The sequence below is a fragment of the Plastoroseomonas arctica genome, assembly GCF_018128965.1.
GTDB classification, from domain to species: Bacteria; Pseudomonadota; Alphaproteobacteria; order Acetobacterales; family Acetobacteraceae; genus Plastoroseomonas; species Plastoroseomonas arctica.
Map to the genome: position 1 here is coordinate 106,531 of NZ_JAAEDH010000001.1, position 18,789 is coordinate 125,319.

Annotated in this window: 18 protein-coding genes; 14 read left to right on the forward strand and 4 right to left on the reverse strand. The window is 68.9% G+C overall.

Features of this window, described 5'->3' with window-relative positions:
• Positions 1 to 3: 3 nt before the first annotated feature.
• On the reverse strand, positions 4 to 909 hold the full coding sequence (locus tag GXW79_RS00545; protein WP_211872259.1) for an ABC transporter substrate-binding protein: 906 nt from the start codon (positions 907 to 909) through the stop codon (positions 4 to 6).
• Positions 910 to 1,065: 156 nt separating this feature from the next.
• On the opposite strand from GXW79_RS00545, the gene minC reads away from it, so the two are divergent.
• Genes minC through minE form a run of 3 tightly spaced genes read left to right on the forward strand, consistent with a single transcriptional unit; the run spans position 1,066 to position 2,925 of the window.
• Positions 1,066 to 1,818: a septum site-determining protein MinC gene (minC, locus tag GXW79_RS00550; protein WP_211872260.1), complete on the forward strand. Its 753-nt coding sequence runs from the start codon at positions 1,066 to 1,068 to the stop codon at positions 1,816 to 1,818.
• 13 nt (positions 1,819 to 1,831) lie between these two features.
• Entirely contained in the window at positions 1,832 to 2,650 is an 819-nt protein-coding gene (gene minD / locus GXW79_RS00555) for a septum site-determining protein MinD (RefSeq protein WP_211872261.1), read from the forward strand.
• Positions 2,650 to 2,925 (forward strand): cell division topological specificity factor MinE, encoded by a 276-nt coding sequence (minE, locus tag GXW79_RS00560; RefSeq protein WP_211872562.1) that lies wholly within the window; start codon positions 2,650 to 2,652, stop codon positions 2,923 to 2,925. The genes minD and minE overlap by 1 nt, the downstream gene beginning before the upstream one ends.
• A 6-nt stretch (positions 2,926 to 2,931) precedes the next feature.
• Here minE and GXW79_RS00565 read toward each other — a convergent pair whose 3' ends face one another.
• Positions 2,932 to 3,834, reverse strand: a complete 903-nt coding sequence (locus tag GXW79_RS00565; RefSeq protein ID WP_211872262.1) for an ABC transporter substrate-binding protein — start codon at positions 3,832 to 3,834, stop codon at positions 2,932 to 2,934.
• A 74-nt stretch (positions 3,835 to 3,908) separates the two neighbouring features.
• Between GXW79_RS00565 and GXW79_RS00570 the strand changes: the two genes are divergently transcribed.
• From GXW79_RS00570 to recO, 11 genes are all read left to right on the forward strand, one after another.
• Positions 3,909 to 4,865 carry a Bug family tripartite tricarboxylate transporter substrate binding protein gene (locus GXW79_RS00570; RefSeq protein ID WP_211872263.1) on the forward strand — a complete coding sequence of 319 codons (957 nt, stop codon included), beginning with the start codon at positions 3,909 to 3,911 and terminating at the stop codon, positions 4,863 to 4,865.
• A 16-nt stretch (positions 4,866 to 4,881) separates the two neighbouring features.
• Positions 4,882 to 6,471, forward strand: coding sequence for a gamma-glutamyltransferase family protein (locus GXW79_RS00575; protein WP_211872264.1), 1,590 nt, complete (start codon positions 4,882 to 4,884; stop codon positions 6,469 to 6,471).
• A 1-nt stretch (position 6,472) separates the two neighbouring features.
• On the forward strand, positions 6,473 to 7,246 hold the full coding sequence (locus tag GXW79_RS00580) for an enoyl-CoA hydratase/isomerase family protein (RefSeq protein WP_211872265.1): 774 nt from the start codon (positions 6,473 to 6,475) through the stop codon (positions 7,244 to 7,246).
• 78 nt (positions 7,247 to 7,324) lie between these two features.
• Positions 7,325 to 7,717: a DNA-directed RNA polymerase subunit omega gene (gene rpoZ, locus GXW79_RS00585; RefSeq protein ID WP_211872266.1), complete on the forward strand. Its 393-nt coding sequence runs from the start codon at positions 7,325 to 7,327 to the stop codon at positions 7,715 to 7,717.
• A 27-nt stretch (positions 7,718 to 7,744) separates the two neighbouring features.
• Positions 7,745 to 10,030, forward strand: a complete 2,286-nt coding sequence (locus GXW79_RS00590; RefSeq protein ID WP_408901536.1) for a RelA/SpoT family protein — start codon at positions 7,745 to 7,747, stop codon at positions 10,028 to 10,030.
• Positions 10,030 to 10,437, forward strand: coding sequence for a holo-ACP synthase (gene acpS / locus GXW79_RS00595; RefSeq protein WP_211872267.1), 408 nt, complete (start codon positions 10,030 to 10,032; stop codon positions 10,435 to 10,437). The genes GXW79_RS00590 and acpS overlap by 1 nt, the downstream gene beginning before the upstream one ends.
• A 110-nt stretch (positions 10,438 to 10,547) precedes the next feature.
• A complete protein-coding gene (gene lepB, locus GXW79_RS00600) occupies positions 10,548 to 11,288 on the forward strand; it encodes a signal peptidase I (protein WP_211872268.1) in 741 nt (246 codons plus the stop codon).
• Complete coding sequence (gene rnc / locus GXW79_RS00605) at positions 11,285 to 11,932, forward strand: ribonuclease III (RefSeq protein ID WP_211872269.1); 648 nt, start codon at positions 11,285 to 11,287, stop codon at positions 11,930 to 11,932. Before lepB ends, rnc begins: the two co-directional genes overlap by 4 nt.
• A complete protein-coding gene (gene era, locus GXW79_RS00610; protein WP_211872270.1) occupies positions 11,925 to 12,827 on the forward strand; it encodes a GTPase Era in 903 nt (300 codons plus the stop codon). Before rnc ends, era begins: the two co-directional genes overlap by 8 nt.
• A gap of 35 nt (positions 12,828 to 12,862) precedes the next feature.
• Positions 12,863 to 13,603, forward strand: a complete 741-nt coding sequence (locus GXW79_RS00615; RefSeq protein ID WP_211872271.1) for a molybdate ABC transporter substrate-binding protein — start codon at positions 12,863 to 12,865, stop codon at positions 13,601 to 13,603.
• Complete coding sequence (gene recO, locus GXW79_RS00620) at positions 13,600 to 14,328, forward strand: DNA repair protein RecO (RefSeq protein WP_211872272.1); 729 nt, start codon at positions 13,600 to 13,602, stop codon at positions 14,326 to 14,328. Before GXW79_RS00615 ends, recO begins: the two co-directional genes overlap by 4 nt.
• A 289-nt stretch (positions 14,329 to 14,617) precedes the next feature.
• Here the strand turns inward: recO and GXW79_RS00625 are convergent, their stop codons facing one another.
• Entirely contained in the window at positions 14,618 to 16,393 is a 1,776-nt protein-coding gene (locus GXW79_RS00625) for an acyl-CoA dehydrogenase C-terminal domain-containing protein (protein WP_211872273.1), read from the reverse strand.
• Between the two features lie 10 nt (positions 16,394 to 16,403).
• Entirely contained in the window at positions 16,404 to 18,704 is a 2,301-nt protein-coding gene (locus GXW79_RS00630; RefSeq protein WP_211872274.1) for a 3-hydroxyacyl-CoA dehydrogenase/enoyl-CoA hydratase family protein, read from the reverse strand.
• Positions 18,705 to 18,789: the final 85 nt, after the last annotated feature.

The window sequence follows — 18,789 nt, forward strand, 5'->3', positions numbered from 1 at the left end:
GGTTCAGCGGCCCAGCGCCTCGGTCACAATCGCCTCATCCACGCATTCCTCGAAGCTGGGCAGGCGCGGGAGCCGTCCGGCGGTCGCCATGGAATCGCGCAGCCGCTTGAAGGCCTCGCGCGGGAAGTGCGGTGTCTCCGACCACAGCCGCTTGGCCTGGTAGCGGGCCAGCGCCTTGGCCAGCATCGCCAGTTCCACATCAGGAAAATACGCGGCGACGGTCGCGGCGATTTCGGCCGCGTCGGTCGCATACATCCAGGCGAGCGATTCGGCGACGGCGCGGATCATCGCGCAAAATTCCTCGTGGCGTTCGCCGATGCGGGCCTCGGTCGCGTAGAAGGCGGTGTAGGCGGTGGGGCCGCGATCCGAGGCCGCCTGCCAGACATGGCCGCCGGCGGCCTCCACCCGGCTCGCAAAGGGTTCGAACATCTGTGCGACGTCGAGGGTGCCGGCGAGCATCGCAGCGCTGTTCTCGGCCATCGACGGGCCCATGGTGACGTTCAGCCTGGCGGCGTCGAGCCCGGCTTCGGCGATATCCTGCAGGCTGCACCACCAGGGCGTCGGCACCTCCGCGACGGCGCCTATCCGCAGCGTCGCCAGGTCAGCCGTCTTGAAGACCGGGTTGGGTTTGGCGCCGAGCAGGTAGAAGGGGTCCTTCATCACCACCGCGCAGAAGCTGCGCAGAGGGCAACGGGGATCGCTCGCGCGCATCAGGATGGGGCGCATCGGGCCGGACCAGGCGATGTCCACGCTTCCGGCGAGCAGGTTTTCGGCCGCCTTGCTCGGATCGCCGGCGGTGTCGCGGGTGACCTCGACGCCCTGGCGCTTGTACAGGCCGCGCGCCTCGGCCGCGTAGAAGGGCGTGTAGAACACCGCTCGGAACGGCTCGTTGAGGATGATGGGGCGCATCGGCCGGGGTCCTTCCTGATCCGCACGACTATGCGAGGGAGGTGGGCGCGGCGGAAGGGCTTCGCCGGGGGCGCCGCTGCCTGTATAGGGGCGGACCGTCCACGCTCGGCCTTCGCATCGAGTCGCGGCATCATTCCAGGAGTGTTCAGGGCCGCCATGTCCGCCGAGCCCCAACCCCGAGCCGAACCGTTCCGCCTGCGCGGCGCAAACTTCAATCTGCTCGTGCTGCGGCTGCTCGATGCGCGGATCGATGCGGTGGTGCCGGCCCTGGGCGACCAGTTCAAGCGCGCGCCGGGCTTCCTGCGCTTCGCCCCGGTGGTGATCGGCCTGGGCGACCTCGCCGTTCCGCCGGCCGAGATGGATTTCGTGGCGCTCGTGCGCGAGTTGAAGGCGCTGGAGATCGTGGCCATCGGGACGACCGGCGGCACGCCGGAGCTGCGCCAGGCGGCGATCGCGGCCGGTCTGCCGCCGCTGCGTCAATCGGGCGGCGACGAGGCCGCCCCGAGCAGCGCGCCGGCCGCGCCCGCTACTGCGCCGGTCAACCCGCCGCCGGCGCCGCTAGCGCCGAGCGGGTTGCGGCCGACCATGATCGTCGACCAGCCGGTGCGCGCCGGGCAGCGCGTCTGGGCCCAGGGCGCGGACATGATCGTGACCTCCACCGTGAATGCGGGCGCCGAGGTCATCGCGGATGGCAACATCCACGTCTATGGCGCGCTGCGCGGCCGCGCGATCGCGGGTGGTGCCGACAATCTCGGCGCGCGGATCTTTGCGCAGAATTTCGACCCGGAGCTGGTGTCCATCGCCGGCTTCTACGCAGTGCGGGAAGGCTTAGGCAAAGCGCCCATCGGGCGTGCGACACAGGTGCGTCTGGCGGGCGAGAGCCTGCGCTTCGATCCGTTCGGCGCGTAGAGGGAGAATGCGCATGGCGCAGGTTGTGGTCATCACCTCGGGCAAGGGTGGCGTGGGCAAGACAACGAGCTCAGCGGCCATCGCGACGGGCCTTGCGCAGCGCGGCAAGAAGACCGTGGTGATCGATTTCGACGTGGGGCTGCGCAACCTCGACCTGATCATGGGCGTGGAGCGGCGGGTGGTGTTCGACATCGTCAACGTCATCCAGGGCGAGGCGAAGCTCAACCAGGCGCTTATCCGCGACAAGCGGGTGGAGAACCTCGCGATCCTGCCGGCCAGTCAGACGCGCGACAAGGACGCGCTGACCAAGGAAGGCGTGCAGATCATCATCGAGGAGCTGTCGAAGGAGTATGACTACGTCATCTGCGACAGCCCCGCCGGCATCGAGAAGGGCGCGCTGCTGGCCCTGTATTTCGCCGACCAGGCGATCGTGGTGACGAACCCGGAAGTGAGTTCGGTGCGCGATTCCGACCGCATCCTGGGCGTGCTGCAATCCAAGTCCAAGCGGGCGGAAGAGAAGCGCGAGCCGGTGAAGGAGCATCTGCTGGTGACGCGCTACGACCCGGCGCGCGTCGAGCGCGGCGAGATGCTGAAGCTGGAGGATATCCAGGAGATCCTGGCCATCCCGCTGCTGGGCGTGGTGCCGGAGAGCGAAAGCGTGCTGCGCGCTTCCAACACCGGCACGCCGGTGATCCTGGATGCGGAGAGTCCGGCCGGGCTCGCCTATGGCGATGCCGTCGCGCGGTTCCTCGGCGAAGAGCGGCCGCACCGGTTTCTCGAGGTCGAGAAGAAAGGTCTGTTCAAGCGCCTGTTCGGCGGGAGGGCCGCGTGATGGGATGGCTCGACATCTTCCGCGGCCGGAAACCGGTGGCGGCGACGGCAGGGGCGGCGAAGGAGCGGCTGCAGATCGTGCTTGCGCATGAGCGGATCGGGCGCACGCGGGAGGATTTCCTCCCGAAGCTGCAGGCGGAGCTCGTGGCGGTGGTGGCGCGGTATGTGGCGATCGATCCGGGAAAGGTGGCAGTCAACCTGGACCGGGGTGGGGATATGAGCACGCTGGCGATCGAGATCGAGCTGCCGGGGCCGCGTGGGTTGGCGGCGCGGTAGGAAGCCTCAGCCCAACGCAGCGTCCACCACCTCCTCCGCCACCATCCCCACAAAGCCATTGCTGTGTGAGATTGCGCCGGCGGAGAGCATCGCGGTCTCCAGTCGCTCTAGCGCCTCCACCGGAAACCGCGGATCCTTGGTCCAGATCCCCAGCTCCCGGTATCGCCCGATACAGCGCGCGACCAGCGTCTCCACCATCTCCGGGAAGAACGGCGCGACCATCCGCGCGCATTTCGCATCGGAGGCATCGTCGAACCAGTCGAGCGTCACGGCCAATGCCCGCACCATCGCCTCGAACTCCGCCCGCCGCTCCGCGATGCGGGCGACCGTGCTGTAGAAAGCCGTGTAGCTGGTCGGGCCGCGTGATGCCGCCGCGTAGTAGATGTGGCACCCCGCATCCACCAGCCGCGTCAGGTAAGGCTCGAACAACTGCGCGCAATCCAGCGTGCCGGCGAGCACCGCCGCCGCGTTCGCCTCCATCGTACCGTCTGTGACACGCCTCACGCTGTCCGGGTTCATCCCGGCGCGGCGGAGATCATCCTGCAGGGTCCACCACGGCGTCGGCACTTCGCTCACCGTGGCCAGTGTCATCCCCGCCAGGTCGGTCAAGGCAAATCCCGGGCGCGGCGCGCGGCCCACCAGGCAGAAGGGATCGCCCATCACCACTGCGCCGAACAGCCGCAGCGGCGACCTGTGGTCTTTGTCGTGCGCCAGGAACAACCGCATCGGCCCACCCCAGGCGACATCCGCCTCGCCCTCCAGCACCGCATCCTTCGCGAGCGACGGCACCAAGCCTGACCGCAGCGTCACCGCCACGCCTTGTGCCGCATAGTCGCCGCGCGCCAAGGCCGCGTAGAAGGGCGCGTAGAACAACGCCCGGAACGGTTCCTGGAGGATGATGTCGTGCAATGCGGCGGCTCCGGTCTGGACGGGCCCCCAGCTTGCGCCATGATGCCTCCACCGCAAACTCGGGAGACCGCTTTATGCCGACACGCCGCCTGTTGCTTGCAAGCCTGCCCGCGGGGATCGGCCTCGCGCGCCCGGCGCTGGCGCAGGAGCGGTTTCCGGCGCGCCCCATCCGCATGGTGATCCCGGTGGGCGTGGGCGGCGTGACCGACGTGGTGGGCCGCATCATGGCCGAGGGCATGCAGACGCTGCTCGGCCGTCCCGTGGTGCCGGAGAACATCCCCGGTGCGGGCAGCACCGTGGGCGCGGCCGCCTTCCATCGCGCGCCGGCCGATGGCTACGCGATCTACATGGCCACCAACAACCACGCGGTGATGCGCGCCATCTATCCGAACTTCCCTTACGACCCGATCACGGATTTCATTCCCCTCGCGCTGGTCGGCCGACAGCCCTTCGTCCTTGCCGTGCATCCCGACGTGCCGGCCCAGGACATGGTGGGCCTGCTCGCCTGGCTGCGCACACGCGGCGAGGCGGCGAATTACGGCGCCACCAACCCAGGTGCGACGAACCATCTGGCGGGCGAGCTCTTCAAACAGATCCTGGGCGCGGATTTCACCATCATCCCCTACCGCACGGCGGCGAATGCGGTGCAGGACCTGGTCGCGGGTCGGATGAACTTCACCATCGATAGCCCGACCATGCTGCTGCCGCTGATCCAGGCCGGACGGGTACGCGGCCTCGCGGTGTCGTCGCGTGACCCCTCGACCCTGGTCCCCGGCCTGCCGAGCCTCTCGCAATCGGGGGTGACGAATTACGAGTTGACCGCCTGGCAGGTGCTCTACGCCAAGCCCGGCACGCCGCCCGATGTGGTGGCGATCCTCTCCGATGCAGCAAAGCGCGCACTGGCCGACCCCGGGATGGCCACGCGCCTCGCCGCCGCGGGGTTGAGCTGTGGCCGGACACCTCGCCCGCCGCGGCCGAGGCGCATGTGCGCGCCGAGATGGTCCGCTGGGGCCCGATTGTGGGCCGCATGAATCTGGGGGGCAACTGATGCAGCTTCGCGCGCACCGGCCACTGATCATGGGGCGGCGCGGCGCCGTCGCCTCCAACCACCCCGTGGCGACGCAGGCGGGGGTCGACGTGCTGCGCGCCGGCGGCAATGCGGCGGATGCGGCGGTGGCGGTGGCCCTGACGCTGGGCGTGGTGGAGCCGCACATGTCCGGCCTGGGCGGGGATGGCTTCTATCATGTATGGGATGCGGCGCAGCGGCGCGGCCGGGTGTTCAACGGCACCGGCGCCGCACCGGCTGGGGCGACGGCCGACGCCTATCGCGCCCGCGGCGGCATCCCGCTGCACGGCCCGCTTTCGGTTTCGATCCCCGCGATGCTGGCTGGGCTCACTCTGATGCATCGCAGTTGCGGCGCGCGGGACTGGCGCGGGCTGTTCGGCCCGGCGATCGAGGCGGCGCGGGACGGCTTCGCCGTGACCCATCACCTGCGCAAATTCGCCGAGGCGCAGCGCGCGCGCATGCCGGAGGGCGAGTGCGCGGCGGCGATCTTCCTGCCCGGCGGCGCGCCTCCCTCCCTCGGCGCCCTGCTGCGTCAGGAAGGACTTGCCGCGACGTTGGAGGCGCTCTCCGGCGGCGCCGACTTCGCGGCCCTGCTCGCCCCGGGCGTGGCGGCAGCGGGGGTGCCGGTCAGCGCCCCCGACCTCGCCGCCATGGAGGCGGAGGAGCTGGCGCCCATAGCGGTACCGTATCGCGGTTTCGAGGTGGCGCAGACGCCGCCCAATTCCACCGGATTCACCCTGCTGCAGATGCTGCGCATCCTGGACCGCTACGACCTGGCTGCCCTCGGCTGGGGCAGTGCTGCGCTGATCCACATCATGGTGGAGGCGAAGAAGCGCGCCTTCCTCGATCGCGAAGCCCAGGGCGGCGATCCACGCGGGCGCGAGGTGCCGATCGCGATGCTTCTCTCCGAGGCGCGCGCCGCCGAGCACGCCGCCGCCATCGATCTGACCCGCGCCGCCGACCTGCCGCTCAAGCCCTGGCCCGGCAGCGGCGACACCACCTATTTCTGCGTGGTCGACCGGTCAGGGAATGCCGTCTCGGCGATCCAGAGCCTCAACTCGCCCTTCGGGTCCGGCGTCATCGCGGGGGAGACCGGTGTGCTGCTCAACAACCGCATGAGCTACTGGCATCTGGAACCCGGCCACGCGAATGAACTCGTCCCCGCCCGTCGCGTGCGGCACACGATGAACGCGCCGATGATCCTGCGCGACGGCCGCCCCTGGTGCGTTCTCGGCACGCCGGGTGCCGACAACCAGGTGCAGATCAATGCCCAGGCGATCGTGGGCCTGTGCGATTTCGGCATGGATCCGCAGCAGGTCGCCGAGGCGCCGCGCTGGACCTCCTCGCAATACGGCCAGCCGGCTAACTACCCGCATGAGGGCGATGACGTGCTGACCATGGAAGACGGGCTGGCCGGGGCCGCGCCGGAACTGCGAGCGATGGGCCACCGCGTGAAGCTGGTTCCCCCGCTCGAAGGCCCGTGCAGCCTCGAGGCGATCCGCCTGTTGGACAATGGCGTGCGCATGGCGGGCTCCGACCCGCGCCGCGACGGCTGGGCGGGGGCCTTCTGAGATGCATGAGGATGTCCTTCTAAGAACTCGCGAGGGTGCGGTGCTGCGCGCCACGCTCAACCGGCCGGCCAAGCGGAACGCGTTGAACGGCGCGGTGTTCGGCGCACTCGAGGAGCTGATCGCGGATTGCGCGGTCGATCCCAGCTTGCGCGCGGTGGTGCTGTCCGGCGCGGGGGGGCATTTCTGCGCCGGGCTCGACCTCACCGAACTCGCGGAGGGCGAGGCCGCGCTCGCCCGCAACCACCGCATGGGCGCGATCCTGGCCGGGCTGTCCGGCCTGCCGCAGGTGGTGATCGCGCAAGTCTCAGGCGCGGCGCATGCCGGCGGCCTGGGCCTCGCCTGTGCCGCCGACCTGGTCTTCGCCAGCGCCGATGCCCGCTTCGCCGCCCCCGAGACGCGGCGCGGCCTGGTCGCCGCCCAGATCCTGCCCTGGATCGCCAGGCGCACCGGCCGCAGCGAGGCGGCGCGGCTCGTCCTGCAGGCCCATGTCATCGGCGCGGCGGAGGCGTGGCGAATAGGGCTGGTCCATGGCGTCGCGGAAGACGCGGACGCGCTCGCCTCCCTCGTCGGCCAGGTGCTCGCGGACGTGCTGCAGGGCGCGCCCGAAGCGCTGGCAGAAACCAAGGCCCTGCTCTGCGCCCTGGGCCCAATCGTCCCCGACGGCTACGCCGAGGCAGGCGCCCAGAGCTTCGCCAAATCCGCTGCCGGGAGCGAGGCCACCGAGGGCATCGCGGCCTTCCGTGAGAAGCGCCCTCCCTCGTGGACAACCCACTGAACTTGCATAGCGCGGCCATGGTGGCTATCTGAAGGGTTCAGCGGTTCGCCGCACCCCCATCCCAATTCCGGAGCCTCCATGGCACGCGTCACGGTCGAAGACTGCATCGTCAAGGTCCCCAATCGGTTCGACCTGGTCCTCCTCGCGGCGCAGCGCGCCCGCAACATCGCCCGCGGCGAGGAAGCCACGGTCGATCGCGACGACGACAAGAACCCGGTCATCGCCTTGCGCGAAATCGCCGAGGAAACGATTGAACTCGGCCCGCTGGAGGCCGATCTCGTAAAGTCGCTGCAGCGCTCACCCGAGCCCGAGCCCGCGGAGGAGGAGGTCCTCGACCTTATCGCCACGGACGAGAACATCTTCGGCGTGATGGATGTGAACGAGGAACAGCTGCCCGAGCTGACCGCCGAGGATCTCGCCACCGACGATATCGAGGCGCAGATCGCGGCGGAACTCGCCGGCAAGCGCTGATCCCAACCGATGAGGTGATGCTTGGCCTTGGGTGATGCGAATCTGGGCGGGTCTTCTCCGCCGCTTCGCGCGCCCGAGGGCCTGTCCGCCGGCGGCCCCGTCTCGCCGGGCGTGCGCCTGGCGCGCATGGTCGGCGCCTACGACCCGCGCGCCGACCAGGAGCTGATCGCAGCCGCCTATACCCTCGCCGAAGCCGCTCACGCGCCCCAGCAGCGCGAGAATGGCGAGCCCTACATCGTCCACCCCCTCGCGGTGGCCGAGATCCTGGCGGGCTACAAGCTCGACCAGGGCACGATCATAACCGCGCTGCTGCATGACGTGGTCGAGGACACGCCGACCTCCCTGCTCGAAATCGAGCGCAAATTCGGCAAGGAAGTCGCCAAGCTCGTCGATGGCGTGACCAAGCTGACGCGCCTTGAGTTGCAATCGGAGCGCACCAAGCAGGCGGAGAATTTCCGCAAGCTGGTCCTCGCAATGAGCGAGGATATCCGGGTGCTGCTGGTCAAGCTTGCGGACCGGCTGCACAACATGCGCACGCTCAACGCTGTCTCGAAGCCGGAGAAGCGGCGACGTACAGCGCGCGAAACGCTCGAGATCTACGCCCCGCTCGCCGAACGCATCGGGATGGACGCGCTCAAGACCGAGATCGAGACGCTGGCGTTTCGCGAAATGGATGCGGACGCCTGGGCCACCATCGCCGCGCGCCTGACCTTCCTGCGCGGCCAGGGGGCCGACCTGATCGAGGCGATCGAGCAGGATGTGAAGCGCGTGCTGCACGAGGCGGAGGTGAAGCTCGTCGATGTGAGCGGGCGGGAAAAATCGCCCTATTCCATCTGGCGCAAGATGCAGAAGAAGAACGTGGCCTTCGAGCAGCTGTCGGACATCATGGCCTTCCGCGTCACCGTGGCTGACAAGGGCGATTGCTACGCGGCACTCGGTGCGATCCATTCGGCCTATCGCGTCGTACCAGGGCGGTTCAAGGATTACATCTCGACGCCCAAGACCAATGGCTACCAGTCGCTCCACACCGGTGTGACGGTGCCCGAGCGGCGAAACGCCAAGATCGAGGTGCAGATCCGCACGCGCGAGATGCATGAGGTCGCCGATCTCGGCGTCGCCGCCCACTGGATCTACAAGCAGGGCGACACGGCGGCGAAGGACCGCAAGCGCTACCCGTGGGTGCGCGACCTGCTGGAGATCCTCGACGCCGCCAACGACCCGCAGGATTTTCTGGACCACACCAAGCTGGAGCTTCACCGCGACCAGGTCTTCTGCTTCACGCCCAAGGGCGACCTGATCGAGCTGCCCAAGGGCGCGACGCCGGTCGATTTCGCCTACCAGGTGCACTCCGTGGTGGGTGACACCTGCGTGGGTGCGAAGGTCAACGGCAAGATCGTGCCGCTGCGCCACCAGCTGGAAAACGGCGACCAGATCGAGATCATCACCGCCCGTGGCGGGACCCCCAATCCAGGCTGGGAACGCTTCGTTGCGACCGGCAAGGCGCGCGCGCGCATTCGGCGCTTCGTCCACGCCCAGCAGCGCAGCGAGCACCAGGAGAATGGCCGCGCCGCCATCGCCAAGGCGGTTCGCGCGGAGGGCCTCGATTTCTCCGAAAAACTGATCGAGCCGGCGATCAAGATCCTCAAGCAGACGGATTTCGCCATGCTCTGCGTGGCGGTGGGCGCGGGCAACCTCACGCCGCGCGAAGTGGTGCATGCCGCGGTGCCGGAGCTCAAGGGACCGCCGCGCGTGCATGAGACGCTGCCGCTCGCCCGCCCACGCGGACGCCTGGGTGAAGGCAAGACGCTGACCAAAGCGGGCAAGGGTGATAAGGCGGTTTCCTCGACGCGGCGCGATGCCGCCATGGGCATCACGGGCCTGGTCGCCGGCATGGCGGTGAACTTCGCCGGCTGCTGCCATCCGCTGCCCGGCGATCGCATCCTTGGTATCGTCACCACCGGCCGCGGCGTGACGATCCACAAGAACGACTGCCATTCCCTTGAAAGCTTTTCCGCGACGCCGGAACGCTTCATCGACGTGGATTGGGAGGATGATGCGGCGCCCAAGGGCACCCATATCGGCCGTATCGAGGTGGTGACCGAAGGTGCAAGCGGCAACGCCCTCGCCGGCGTCACCACGGCGATCGCCAAGCAGGAAGGCGCGGTCGCCAGTCTCAAGATCACCAACCGCGCGACGGAGTATTGCGAGCTGCTGGTCGATGTGGAGGTGCGCGACCTGCGCCACCTCTCCACCATCATCGCCGCACTCCGCGCCTGCCCGGGCGTGACCGGCGTGAACAGGGCGCGCGGTTAGTGATCCTGGGTCTCGGCAGCGACATGGTCGATATTCGCCGTATCGAGCGGGTGATCGAGAAGCATGGCGACCGCTTTCTCGAACGCATCTTCACGCCGCTCGAGATCGCCAAGGCCAATCGCCGCACCGAGCGCATCCGCGTCGCGACCTACGCCAAGCGCTTTGCGGCCAAGGAGGCGGCGTCGAAGGCGCTCGGTACGGGGTTCCGCGCGGGGGTGTTCTGGCGTGACCTCGGCGTGGTGAACCTCTCCTCCGGCGCGCCGACGCTGCGCATGACCGGCGGGGCTGGCGCGAGACTCGCCGCCATCACCCCGCCAGGCCATGCGGCGCAGGTCGCGCTGACCATGACCGACGAATACCCCTACGCCCAGGCGGTGGTGATGATCACCGCGGTGCGGCTTCCTTGACAATCGTCTCTGCTGGGGGCTTCCCTCCGCGCGCTCGTGGTCGCGCTGACCACGCACCCCCTCGGCGCGGTTGCGCTGGATAGACCTCAATGCGGGCGAACACTCCTTCCATGGCGAAAAAGACCGGCGGCTGGGGCGAGAGCATCAAGACGGTGCTCTATGCGGGCCTGATCGCGATCGGCGTGCGCACCATCGCGTTCGAGCCCTTCAATATCCCCTCGGGCTCGATGATCCCGACGCTGCTGGTGGGCGACTACCTGTTCGTCTCCAAGTACAGCTATGGCTATTCGCGGCATTCGATGCCGTTCAGCCCCAACCTGTTTTCGGGGCGCATCTTCGGGCGCCTGCCCAATCGCGGCGATGTCGCCGTCTTCAAGCTGCCGCGCGACAATTCGACCGACTACATCAAGCGCATCGTTGGCCTGCCGGGCGACCGCATCCAGGTCGTGGGGGGCATCCTGCGCGTGAACGGCGTGCCGGTGACGCGCGAGGCGCTCGGTCCCTACATCGTCGAGGGCGACGGGCCGCGCATGACGGTGCGTTGGTACCGCGAGACCTTCCCCGGACCGGGCGGCATTTCGCACCAGATCGTCGAGACCTCGGACGACATGCCGTTCGACAACACGCCGGAGTTCATCGTCCCCGCCGGGCATGTGTTTGCGATGGGCGACAACCGCGACAACAGCCTCGACAGCCGTGCGACCTCCGCGGTGGGTTTCGTGCCGATCGAGAACCTGGTCGGGCGGGCGGAGTTCATCTGGTTCTCCGTCGATGGCTCGGCAGCCTGGTGGGAGGTGTGGGGCTGGCCCTTCGCGATCCGTTGGGGTCGGCTCTTCACGCCGGTCAGATGATCGAGGACCGCATCGGTCATGTCTTCGCCAACCGCGCGTTGCTCGACCACGCGCTGACGCATCGCTCGGCGGCCAAGGGCCAGCTCGACAGCAATGAGCGGCTGGAATTCCTGGGCGACCGGGTGCTCGGCCTCATCATGGCGGAATGGCTCGCGGCCCGGTTCCCGGAGGAGCGCGAGGGCGCGCTGACGCGGCGCCTGTCGCAGCTCGTAGCGTGGGAGATGCTGGCGCGTATCGCCGAGGAGATCGGCTTGCGCGGCGAATTGCGGGTGCCCCCATCCGAAGGCCGCGCCGGGCTGCTCGACCAGGCGAGCGTGATGGCCGATGCGGTCGAGGCGATCTTGGGGGCGGTCTACCTCGATGCTGGGCTGGAGGCGGCGCGCGGCGTGGTCAAGCGCATCTTCGCAGCGCATCTGGAAGCCGCACTCACGCCGCCCGTCTCGGCGAAGAACCGGTTGCAGGAATTCACCCTCGGGCGCGGCAAGGGTCTGCCCGTCTATGAGGTCACGTCGAATGTCGGCCCCTCCCACGCGCCCGCCTTCGTCGTGCGCGTGACGGCGGAGGGGCGCGGCGCGGAGGGTTTGGGCCGGACCAAGCGTGAGGCGGAACAGGCGGCAGCGGAGGCTTGGATGCGCGATGTCTGACAGCACACGATGCGGCCTGGTCGCCATCCTCGGCGCGCCCAACGCCGGGAAATCCACCCTGGTAAATCGCCTCGCCGGAAGCAAGGTGACCATCGTTTCGCCCAAGCCGCAGACCACGCGCTTCCGCATCCGCGCCGTGGTGATGCAGGGCCCGGCGCAGATCGTGCTGGTGGACACGCCGGGCATCTTCGCCCCGCGCCGGGGCTTGGATCGCGCGATGGTCGCGGCCGCCTGGACCGGTTCGCGCGATGCCGATGTCACCGTGTTGATCGTCGATGCGCAATCCGGCATCACCGAGCGCGTGCAGGCCATCCTGGACGGTTTGGCGAAGAGCGGGCGGCCCTGCTGGCTGGTGCTGAACAAGGTGGACCTCGTGGACCCGCCCGTGCTGCTGCCGCTGGCGGAAAAGCTCAACGCCGAGCAGGCTTTCGTGCACACCTTCATGGTCTCGGCCGAGAAGGGCAGGGGGCTGGACAAGCTGATGGAGACCATGGCCGAGGCGATGCCCGCCGGCCCCTGGCTGTTCCCGGAGGATGAGCTCTCCGACCTGCCCAACCGCATGCTCGCCGCCGAGATCGTGCGCGAGCACATTCTCCGCCTCACGCATGAGGAAGTGCCGCACCACGCGACGGTGGAGACCGAGAACTGGGAGGAGCGCAAGGACGGCTCCGTGCGGATCGACTGCACCATCTACGTGCTGCGCGCGACGCAGAAGGCCATCATCATCGGCGACAAGGGCTCCAAGGTGAAGGATATCGGCCGGCGCGCGCGGGCCGAGCTGATGACCCTGCTGGACAAGCCCGTGCACCTGTTCCTCAACGTAAAGGAACGGGCAGGGTGGGATGAGGAGCGGGCGCGGCTGCGCGCCATCGGGCTGCGTGACGAGGATCGCTGAGCGCGGCTGAACCTGGGCTATCCTGCCGTCGGAGAATGATGATGCGTCGCCGGCTGCTGCCCCTTGTCGCTTTACCCTTCCTGCCCGCAAGCGCGCACGCCGCGGCGCTTCGCGTGCTCAGCGCGGGTGCGGTGGAGCCCGGGCTGGCGCCGGCCGTGGCGGGCTTCGGCGATGCGCCGGTGGTGATCGAATACGCGACTGCGCCTGAACTGCGCGCGCGGATACTCGCGGGTGCGCGCCCCGATCTGCTGGTCGCCCCAATCGCGCTGATTGAGGAATTCGCCGCCGCCGCCGGGCGGTTGCGCGGCGTGCCCCTGCTGCTTGGCCGCGTCGGCATCGGTGTTGTGGTGCGTCCGGGCGCGCCGGTGCCCGACATCGCCGATGCGGCGAGCCTCCGGCGTGCCGTGGAAGCGGCGGAAACTGTGGTGTTCAACCGGGCCTCTACAGGCCAGGCCATGGACCGCCTCTTCGCGGCCTGGGGCATCACTGACGCCGTCACGCTGCGCGCCGTGCGCTTTGCCACCGGGGCCGAAGTCCTGGCGCGCGTCCTGGCCGGCCAGGGTGCGGAAATTGGTTTCGCAGCGATCACCGAAATCCACATGGTGCCCGGGCTGCGCTACCTCGGCCCAGTGCCCGCGGAGGTCCAGAACTACACCACCTACGGCGCCGCCCTGACGCCGCAATCGCCGCCTGAAGCAGCCGCCCTGCTGCGCCATCTGGACAGTGCCGCGACACGCGCCGTGCTGAATGCCGCCGGCATCGAGCCGGCGCGGTGAGCACCGAATGGCAGGCCCCGGCCATCATCCTTTCCGCCCGCCCCTTCGGCGAAGGCGGCGCGGTGGTCAACGTCATCACCCGCGACCATGGCCGCCATGCCGGGCTGGTCCGCGGCGGCGCCTCGCGCGCGCAATCGGCTCTCTGGCAGGCCGGCAACATGATCGAGGCGCGCTGGATCGCCCGCCTTGCCGACCAGCTCGGCAGCCTGAGCGGCGAGATGGTGCACCCCGCCGCCGCGCTGGCCATGGAGGAGCCGCTGGGCCTGGCGCTGCTGACCTCCCTCTGCGCCGTCGCCGAGGGGGCCCTGCCGGAGCGCGAACCCCACCCGGTGCTGTTCGAGGGCATGATCCGCGTCGTCTCCCGCCTGGTGCACGGCGCCGGGCAGGCGATGGCAGACTACATCCGGTGGGAAGCAATGCTCCTGGCCGAGCTGGGCTTCGGCATCGATCTCGCCTCCTGCGCGGTGACAGGCGCCGTCGAGGACCTCGTCTTCGTCTCCCCCAAATCAGGCCGGGCCGTCAGTGCCGCGGCCGCCACCGGCTGGGAGGCGCGGCTGCTGCCGCTTCCCGCCTTCCTGCGCGCCGCCGACGACGACGGCGCCGTAGCTGCCTGGGCCGATGGCCTGCGCCTCACAGGGCACTTCCTGGAGCGTGACGTGTTCCACGGCCACCACCGCGCGATGCCGGAAGCGCGGGTGCGGCTGGTGGAACGCGTGATGGCTTGATGGGAGCAAGGCCAGGGGCTCTGCCCCTGGACCCCGCGAGGATCGTGTCGATCCTCGACCTCCCTTTGTTGGTTCTTGAGTTTGGAAAGGGTTCTCGCCGTAGGCGAGCTGGGTTGGGGAGGGGGCGCCAGAAGTAACAGCGCCCCGGCGGCTCCCGCGATGCGCCCCCCCAACCCAGTCCATTCAAACGAGCACACGCTTTATCCAACTCAGGACCAACAAATGGGGGTCCAGGGGGCACTGGCTCCCGGCGGGGCTTCGAGGCGGCGGAGCCCCCCGCCTTGCCTCCTCAGAACATGGCGTCTTCCATCGCGCGCAGCGTCGCGCCTCCGGCCATCACCGCTGCCGCGTGGCCGGTGGAGCGTGGCAGGATGCGCGCCATGAAGAAGCGCGCGGTGGCGAGTTTGGCGCGGTAGAAATCATCGTCTGGTTTCTGTAGGGCGATCTCTGCCATGCGTGTCCATACGTAGGCGAGGGCTGTGAGGCCGAACAGTTTCAGGTAGTCGCTCGCGCCGGCGCCGGCCTCGAAGGGGTCGGAGAATCCCCGGCGTGCGAGTTCGGCGGTGGCCTGCTGCAGGCGGCCGAAGGCTTTGGACAGCGGCAGGATGAATTCGCCTAGCGGCTCATTCTCGCTTTTCGCTTCGATATAGGCGAGCACGGGGTGGAAGAAGCGGCGCAGGTAGCGGCCGGTGTGGGCGCCCATCTTGCGGCCGACGAGGTCGAGCGCCTGGATGCCGTTGGTGCCTTCGTAGATCTGCGCGATGCGGGCGTCGCGGACGAATTGCTCCATGCCCCAGTCGCGGATGTAGCCATGGCCGCCGAGCACCTGCATGCCCATCGCCGTCGCCTCCCAGCCCACATCGGTGAGGTAGGCCTTGATGATCGGCGTCATGAGCTGGACCAGGTCATCGGCGGCTTCGCGCGTCGCGGCGTCGGGGTGCAGCGTGGCGATATCCTGTTCGAGCGAGACCCACATGGCCAGCGCGCGGCAGCCCTCGATCTCGGCGCGCATGGTGAGCAGCATCCGCCGCACATCGGGGTGGACGAGGATCGGGTCGGCGGGTTTGTCGGTGTTCGCGCTGCCGTTCAGCGCGCGGCCTTGCAGGCGTTCGCGGGCATAGGCGACGGCGTTCTGGTAGCTGACTTCGGCGAGGCCCAGGCCCTGCACGCCCACCGAAAGCCGCGCCTCGTTCATCATGGTGAACATGGCCGACAGACCCTTGTGCGGGCGGCCCACGAGCCAGCCCTGCGCGTCCTCGAAGGCGAGTGCGCAGGTGGCCGAGGCCTTGATGCCCATCTTGTGCTCGAGGCCCGTGCAGGTGACGCCGTTGCGCGCGCCGGGGCGGCCATCGGGCGTGGGCAGGAATTTCGGCACCAGGAACAGCGAGATGCCGCGCGTGCCTGGTGGCGCATCCGGCAGCTTCGCCAGGACAAGATGGAGAATGTTTTCCGACAGGTCGTGTTCGCCGGCGCTGATGAAGATCTTGTTGCCGGTGATGCGGAAGCTGCCGTCTTCCGCGGGGATGGCGCGGGTGCGGATGAGGCCGAGATCGGTGCCGCATTGCGGCTCGGTCAGGCACATGGTGCCCATCCATTCGCCGCTGACCAGCTTTTCGAGATAGGTCGCGCGCAATTCGTCGGTGCCGTGCTTCAGCAGCGCGGAATAGGCGCCGTGCGAAAGGCCGGGATACATGCCGAAGGACATGTTGGCGGAGCAGATCATCTCCTCGATGAGCAGCCCTACCGATTTGGGAATGCCCTGGCCGCCATATTCCGGGTCGCAGGCCAGCGAGGGCCAGCCGCCGTCGCGGAACTGCGCCCAAGCTTCCTTGAAACCGGCGGGCGTGGAGACGGTGCCGTTGGCGAGCGTGCAGCCTTCCTCGTCGCCGCTGCGGTTGATCGGGAACAGCACCTCCGAGCACAGCGTCGCCGCCTGGTCGAGAATTGGGTCGACCAGGTCGGGGCCGATCTCGGCGCAACCGGGGAGGGCGCGGAGGCGCTCCGGGTCCACGAATTCGTTGAGCAGGAAGCGCATGTCGCGCAGCGGCGCGGTGTAGCTCGCCATGGGGTGTGCCTCAGTTGCGCAGCGCGCGGCCGGTGTCGAGCATGTGCTCCACACGGGCCAGGGTGGGGTCGGTGCGCAGCAGCGCCATGAAGGCCTCGCGCTCCAGCTTTCGGACTTGGTCGTCGGTGACGTCCTCGGTGATGTCGGCGCGGGGGCCGCCGGTGAGCGCGGTGGCAAGATGCCCGCACACCGTCACGTCATGCGGCGTGGCGCGGCCGAGTGCGACGGCGCCATCCACCGCCATCATCAGCGCCGCGCGGCCGGAGGGGCCAGGCAGGCGCAGCGGCTTGGGCTCGGGCGGCGCGTAGCCCTCGACCATGGCCAGCGCGCGCGCCTTGGCGGCGGCGAGCAGGCGGTCGCGGTTCATGGTGATGCCGTCGGCGGGGCGCAGCAGCATCCAGTCCCGCGCTTCGTGGGCGGATTTGGCGACGGTCGCGGTCGAGATCATCTCGAAGGCCTTGGCGACGGGGGGCATCGGGCCGCGCGGCGCGCCCTTGGCTTCCGTCCAGCGCCGGAGCATCGCGGCGCATCCGCCCCAGCCGGGGATGACGCCGACGCCGACCTCGACCAGGCCAATATAGGTCTCCGCATGGGCCTCGATGGCGTCGCAATGGAGTAGCACTTCGCAACCGCCGCCGAGCGCCATGCCCGATGGCGCGCCGACCACGGGGAAGGGGGCGGCACGCAGCGCGGCGAAGGCTTTCTGGCCCTGCTCGATCATGCTTTCGATCTCGCCCCAGGCGGCGATGTTCGCGGCGAAGAGTGCCAGGCCGAGATGGGCGCCGACCGAGAAATTCTCCGCCTCGTTGTGGATGACAAGCGCCTTGAAGGCGCCCTTCTTGCCGAGCGCGATCGCCTTGCCGACCGTGGCGAGCACGTCGGGGTCGATGGCGTTCATCTTGGTGTGGAATTCCAGGCAGGCGACGCCGTCGCCGATATCCCAAAGGCTGGCGCCGGCGGTCTTCTCCATCGGTTTGCCGCGGCGCTTGATGTCGGCGAGCAGAAGCACGCCGTCGGGGCGCACGATGGGTGCGTGGCGGCCGTCGAGCTGCATCACCTCGGCCACACCATCCGTCTCGCGGTAGAAGCGGCCTTCGCCCACGGTGTCGAGCAGCGGCGGCACCGGGTGCCCCGCCTCGCGCAGCATGGCCGCAAAGCGGGCGGGACCGATGCGGTCGATCAGCTCGAACGGCCCCCAGCGCCAATTGTAGCCGAGGCGCATGGCGGCATCGACGGCGGCGATGTCGTCGGCAACCTCAGGCACGAGGGCAGCCGCATAGCCCAGCGTGTCGAGCAGCACGGCGCGCGCATAGCGGCCGCCGCGGTCTGGGTGCGACACCAGTGCGACGATGTCGCGCTTGCCGGCAGCGAGGCTTTCCAGCACCGCGCGCTCGGTCGGGCGATCCTTGCCGGTGCCGAGGTCGATCGCGAATTTCTCTGACGCGCCATCGGCGCCCTTGGTGCGGGTGTAGAAGCCGCCCTTGCCGCCCTTGCGGCCGATGCGGCCTTCCCCGATCAGCCGGACGATCAGCGGCTGGTCGCGCATGGCGGCGACATAGGCGTCATCGGCCGGAAGGCTCGCTTTCATGCTGGCCGCGATGTGCGGCATCAGGTCGATGCCGACCAGGTCCAGCAGGCCGAAGACGCCGGTGCGCGGGATGCCGAGCGGGCTGCCCATCACCGCATCCGCTTCCTCGATGGTCAGGCCTAGGTCCATCGCGTTGTTGATCGCGGACTGGATCCACTGCCCGCCGATGCGGTTGGCGATGAAGCCCGGCCGGTCCTTGCACGGGATCACCGTCTTGCCGAGCGCGTGGTCCGCCACCTGCGTCACCGAGGCCACTGCGTCGGCGCGCGTCGCCGGTCCGGTGACGAGTTCCAGCAGGCGCATGTAGCGCGGCGGGTTGAAGAAATGGGTGATGAGGAAATCCGCGGCCCAGGGCGCGTCGTCGGTCAGCGCCGCGAGCGGGATGGTCGAGGTGTTGGACGACAGGATGGAGCCGGGCTTGCGCACCGCCTGGAGCTGTTCGTAGAGGGCGCGCTTAGCCTCGGGCTTTTCCACGATCGCCTCGATGATCCAGTCGCAATCGGCAACGAGCGCGAGTTCCGTGCCGAGGTCGCCCGTGGTCACGCGGCGGGCGAAGATGCGATGCATGAAGGGCGCGGGATCGGCGCGGATCATGCGCTCGACGGCCTTCGCCGCTCCGCCGGGGACGATGTCGAGCAGCACCACGGGGATGCCCGCGTTCGCCACATGGGCGGCGATGCCGGCGCCCATGACGCCGGCGCCGATGACGGCGATCTTGTTCATGATTGCCTCCGGCCGCCGGGTGCTGACCTCACAACCAGCACCAAAAAATCAAAAATGAAAGAATGGGGTTCGGGGAAATTCTTTT

Excerpts from the sequence above, each read along its gene's own strand:
- GXW79_RS00545 (WP_211872259.1), bottom strand. The coding sequence starts at position 909 with ATGCGCCCCATCATCCTCAACGAGCCGTTCCGAGCGGTGTTCTACACG.
- minC (WP_211872260.1), top strand. The coding sequence starts at position 1,066 with ATGTCCGCCGAGCCCCAACCCCGAGCCGAACCGTTCCGCCTGCGCGGC.
- minD (WP_211872261.1), top strand. The coding sequence starts at position 1,832 with ATGGCGCAGGTTGTGGTCATCACCTCGGGCAAGGGTGGCGTGGGCAAG.
- minE (WP_211872562.1), top strand. The coding sequence starts at position 2,650 with ATGGGATGGCTCGACATCTTCCGCGGCCGGAAACCGGTGGCGGCGACG.
- GXW79_RS00570 (WP_211872263.1), top strand. The coding sequence starts at position 3,909 with ATGCCGACACGCCGCCTGTTGCTTGCAAGCCTGCCCGCGGGGATCGGC.
- GXW79_RS00575 (WP_211872264.1), top strand. The coding sequence starts at position 4,882 with ATGCAGCTTCGCGCGCACCGGCCACTGATCATGGGGCGGCGCGGCGCC.
- GXW79_RS00580 (WP_211872265.1), top strand. The coding sequence starts at position 6,473 with ATGCATGAGGATGTCCTTCTAAGAACTCGCGAGGGTGCGGTGCTGCGC.
- rpoZ (WP_211872266.1), top strand. The coding sequence starts at position 7,325 with ATGGCACGCGTCACGGTCGAAGACTGCATCGTCAAGGTCCCCAATCGG.
- lepB (WP_211872268.1), top strand. The coding sequence starts at position 10,548 with ATGGCGAAAAAGACCGGCGGCTGGGGCGAGAGCATCAAGACGGTGCTC.
- rnc (WP_211872269.1), top strand. The coding sequence starts at position 11,285 with ATGATCGAGGACCGCATCGGTCATGTCTTCGCCAACCGCGCGTTGCTC.
- era (WP_211872270.1), top strand. The coding sequence starts at position 11,925 with ATGTCTGACAGCACACGATGCGGCCTGGTCGCCATCCTCGGCGCGCCC.
- GXW79_RS00615 (WP_211872271.1), top strand. The coding sequence starts at position 12,863 with ATGATGATGCGTCGCCGGCTGCTGCCCCTTGTCGCTTTACCCTTCCTG.
- GXW79_RS00625 (WP_211872273.1), bottom strand. The coding sequence starts at position 16,393 with ATGGCGAGCTACACCGCGCCGCTGCGCGACATGCGCTTCCTGCTCAAC.
- GXW79_RS00630 (WP_211872274.1), bottom strand. The coding sequence starts at position 18,704 with ATGAACAAGATCGCCGTCATCGGCGCCGGCGTCATGGGCGCCGGCATC.